This window comes from Candidatus Thiosymbion oneisti (assembly GCF_900092655.1).
GTDB lineage: Bacteria > Pseudomonadota > Gammaproteobacteria > Chromatiales > Chromatiaceae > Thiosymbion > Thiosymbion oneisti.
In genome coordinates this window covers 1-3,991 of the sequence record NZ_FLUY01000801.1, presented here as the reverse complement: position 1 = coordinate 3,991, position 3,991 = coordinate 1, and the positions used below count along the sequence as shown (strand labels likewise).

The window sequence follows — 3,991 nt, the reverse complement described above, 5'->3', positions numbered from 1 at the left end:
TTCATCGCTTGGGGGGGGGGGAAGTGAACCACGGATAAACACGGATAGACACGGATTGGTTCATGAAGATGAGATGCGGCAGATCATCGGCTGTGCGATGGCGGTGCTCGATGACCCGAAGCTCGGCCGGGTCCTGAATGTTCGACGGGCACGGTTGGAATGGAAGCGGGTTGTCTCACCGAGTCCATCCGTGTCCATCGGTGTGAATCCGTGGTTCTATTCACAGAAACGACAAAGGTTGCCGGTAAGGCCCAACTTAATGGCATTGTTTTGTAGGGTAGGTCTATATGACTGTAGAACGGGTATCGATTACGGATCGGGCCAAGGCAGTTATCGATCAATTGCGGGAACGGCATGGGGAGCTGATTTTTCATCAAAGCGGTGGTTGCTGCGATGGCTCTGCCCCGATGTGTTTTGCAAAAGGTGACTTTTTGATTGGTTCCAGAGATGTCTGCTTGGGCGAAATTCACGGTTGTAACTTTTATATGGCCTCGGACCAATTTGAATTCTATAAGAACATGCACATAACCCTTGACGTTGCAGAAGGCAGAGGATCTAGTTTCTCATTGGAAATCCCGCTTGGTCTGCGTTTTATGGCGATTTCAAGATTGTTTACGGATGACGAATCAGACAATATCAGACCGGTTGAAACCTTGACATAGCTTGCATTCCGTTGAATACAGCGGTGCCGAAGCGCCCATAACTTTAGGAATTTTTTTCCGCAAATGAACGCGAATCAACGCAAATTGGTCGAAATCGGCTTTCCGTCATCACAAGTCCTCGACCCTGTTGTGTTTATTTGCGTTGATTGTCATTTCAAGTGCAGCGAGAAATCTTATGTCAAAACAACCGCTACTTCGCAAGACGTCTAACTCCGGTGGAGATGACAAGATGACTGAATCCTACCCTTACTGGACCCCTATAGAGGTGAGATTTCTCGGATGGGAGAATTATGGGAGAATAGGTAAATGGCTGAGTAGAAGTAAGTGGGAACTATTAAAAGACTTCGAGTATCATACAAGTTCAGAAACTCGTTTTGTTATTCGTAAAGGTTTTAAATTTGATGGTGCAAGTATCCCAAAAATCTTCCATTCATTTCTCAATCCAACAGGGGTTTTATTTATTGCAAGCGTCATTCATGATTTTGCTTGCGAACGTGGTTATTTAACAAAGCGTCATCTTGTTAGTGGGAATAGTGAGGAAATAAAATACACTATGTCAAGGAAGTATTGGGATAATTTATTTCTAAAAATAGCAAAGGAAACTAACGGTCTGCTGATCGTTAATTACATTGCCTGGTGCGCTGTAAGACTCAATTCGATAATCGAAATCGAATTACCCAATTATTTCAGGAAGTCAACTTGACCACCGGCTGAAGCCGAATTGGTGCGACTCGAAGTCGCTCGTATCAACAATCCTAAAAATGAGGATAGAAGATGCAACGTCGCGATTTCATCAAGCAGGCCGGGGGCGCCTCACTGGCACTCGGGGCCTCTACCCTCGGTATCGAGACCGTCCGGGCCGGCACCGAGCACAAGTGGAAACTGGTCACCACCTGGCCCAAGAACTTCCCTGGTCTGGGCACCGGCGCCAACCGGCTCGCTGAACTCATCGGTGAGATGAGTGGGGGCCGTATCCGGGTGAAGGTGTATGGGGCCAAGGAATTGGTGCCCGCATTCGAGGTCTTCGATGCCGTCGCTCAGGGCACGGCCGAGATGGGCCATGGCGCGGCCTATTACTGGAAAGGCAAGAGTGAGGCCGCCCAGTTTTTCACTACCGTCCCCTTCGGCATGACGGCCCAGGAGCGGAACGGCTGGCTCTACCATGGGGGCGGCCTGGCGCTCTGGACCGAGCTCTATGCCCGGTTCGGTCTAGTCCCCGCGCCGGCTGGGAACACCGGGGTCCAGATGGGGGGCTGGTTCAACAAGGAGATCAAGAGTGTTGCGGACCTTGCGGGACTCAAAATGCGGATTCCGGGACTCGGCGGTGAGGTGCTCAAACGCGCCGGAGGCACGCCGGTCAATCTGCCGGGGGGTGAGCTCTTCACCGCTCTGCAGTCCGGTGCCATCGACGCCACCGAGTGGGTAGGGCCCTACAACGACCTGGCCTTCGGTCTCTACAAGGCGGCCAAATACTACTACTACCCCGGCTTTCACGAACCGGGCACCACGCTGGAGGCCATTATCAACCGGGCCGCCTTCGAGGCCCTGCCTGCGGATCTGCAAGCCATCGTGCTCAACGCCTGCAAGGTCGTGAACCAGGATATGTTGGCCGAGTACACTGCCCGCAACCCGGTGGCGCTCCAAACCTTGATCGAGAAGCATGGTGTAGCGCTGCGTTCCTATCCGGCCGATGTCATTGCCAAGCTGCACCGGCTTGCCAAGGTGGTGGTCTCCGAATTGGCGGAGAAGGATGCATTCTCGCGGAAGGTACATGCTTCCTACCGGAAGTTCCTCCGGCAATCGCAAGCATGGAGCAACATCTCGGAGCTGGCCTATCTGCAGGCACGTGACCTGGGTTGACCGAGCACAGTTTCTGCCCGCTGGAGGGTGTCACAAAAGCCCGTCCGTGGACTGTTGCGGGCGGAAACGGAGTAACCTGATCTCCCGTTTCTTTTTTTCTTCTGCATCACACCAAGATACCAAGCCACAAAGGGGTATAAAGGATTGAGAGAAGAGCACCAGAAATCGAGAAGAATCCTTCGTGTCTTTGTGGCTTGGTGTGAGAAAAGTAGAGGGCCTTATGGCCCTCCCCCCGCTGGCGCTGTACATTCACATCCCCTGGTGTCTGAGCAAGTGCCCTTACTGTGACTTCAATTCGCATCCCCTGCATGGCAGCATCCCCGAAACGGCCTATGTGGAGTGCCTGCTTCGGGACCTGGAGCAGGAGACAACCGACCTCGCTTCCCCTCGCCCTCTGACGAGTGTCTTCATCGGCGGCGGCACACCGAGTCTATTCTCCGGCACGGCGATTGCCAGGCTGCTGCAGGGTGTGCGCGACCTGGTCGAGCTGCCGGTGGACGCGGAGATCACCCTGGAGGCGAACCCGGGAACGACCGCTGCCGCACGCCTCGCGGCCTATCGGCAGGCCGGCGTCAACCGGCTCTCCATCGGCGTCCAAAGCCTCTCGGCGCGGCACCTGGAGCGAATCGCCAGGATCCATGGACCCGCGGACGTCCGTTCCGCGGTCGCCCAGGCGCGACGGGCAGGTTTCAAGAATCTCAATCTCGACCTCATGTACGGCCTGCCGGAGCAGTCGCTCGCCCAGGCTTACCGGGACCTTGAGGCAACACTGGCACTGGAGCCCGAGCACATCTCCTACTATCAGCTCTCTATGGAGCCCAATACCGCCTTCCACCGGGCCCCTCCGCCCGTTCCCGATGAAGACCTGATCGCCGACATGCAGCTGCAGGGGGCCACAATGCTGGCGGCGCGGGGATTCGAATCCTACGAGGTATCCGCCTATGCGCCGGTGGAGTATCGCTGCTGGCACAACCTGAACTACTGGCGCTTCGGGGATTACTTAGGGATCGGTGCCGGCGCCCACGGCAAGCTGACATTCCCAGCCCGGCAACGGATCGAACGCCGGTGGAAGCTGCGTGACCCGGCGGCTTACCTCGACCCCGCTAACCGGGACCGCTTGGTCAGTGGAAAACAGGTCCTGTCGGAGGCGGATCTGATCCTAGAGTTTGCTCTGAACGCCCTGCGGTTGTCGGAGGGCTTCGACGCACCGCTGTTCGAACGCCACACGGGGCTCTCTTTCGCTCGGATCGCCGATCGGGTCGGCAAGGCCCGCTCGGTGGGTCTATTGGCCCCGGAGCAGGAAGATCATCGGGTACGACCAACCGAGCTCGGACGCCGGTTCCTCAACGACCTTCTCCAATATTTCACATAGCAGGTGGCAACTAGTCCGAAGGTCCGCGCAGCGGACCCTACTATCCAGCTGATTCTCTCGTTCCCACGCGCTGCGTGGGAACGCGGAAGCTCCGCGC

At 56.0% G+C, this 3,991-nt stretch carries 4 protein-coding genes; all 4 read left to right on the top strand.

The features are described 5' to 3' along the window. The first annotated feature begins 287 nt into the window (after positions 1–287). The 4 genes from BQ17_RS08640 (at position 288) to hemW (ending at position 3,894) form a co-directional block, all read left to right on the top strand. A complete protein-coding gene (locus BQ17_RS08640; RefSeq protein WP_089726181.1) occupies positions 288–662 on the top strand; it encodes a DUF779 domain-containing protein in 375 nt (124 codons plus the stop codon). A gap of 229 nt (positions 663–891) precedes the next feature. Continuing rightward, on the top strand, positions 892–1,365 hold the full coding sequence (locus tag BQ17_RS08635) for a DUF1353 domain-containing protein (protein WP_176722355.1): 474 nt from the start codon (positions 892–894) through the stop codon (positions 1,363–1,365). Between the two features lie 71 nt (positions 1,366–1,436). Next, on the top strand, positions 1,437–2,522 hold the full coding sequence (locus BQ17_RS08630) for a TRAP transporter substrate-binding protein (RefSeq protein ID WP_089726176.1): 1,086 nt from the start codon (positions 1,437–1,439) through the stop codon (positions 2,520–2,522). 220 nt (positions 2,523–2,742) lie between these two features. Next, positions 2,743–3,894: a radical SAM family heme chaperone HemW gene (hemW, locus tag BQ17_RS08625; RefSeq protein ID WP_089726175.1), complete on the top strand. Its 1,152-nt coding sequence runs from the start codon at positions 2,743–2,745 to the stop codon at positions 3,892–3,894. Positions 3,895–3,991: the final 97 nt, after the last annotated feature.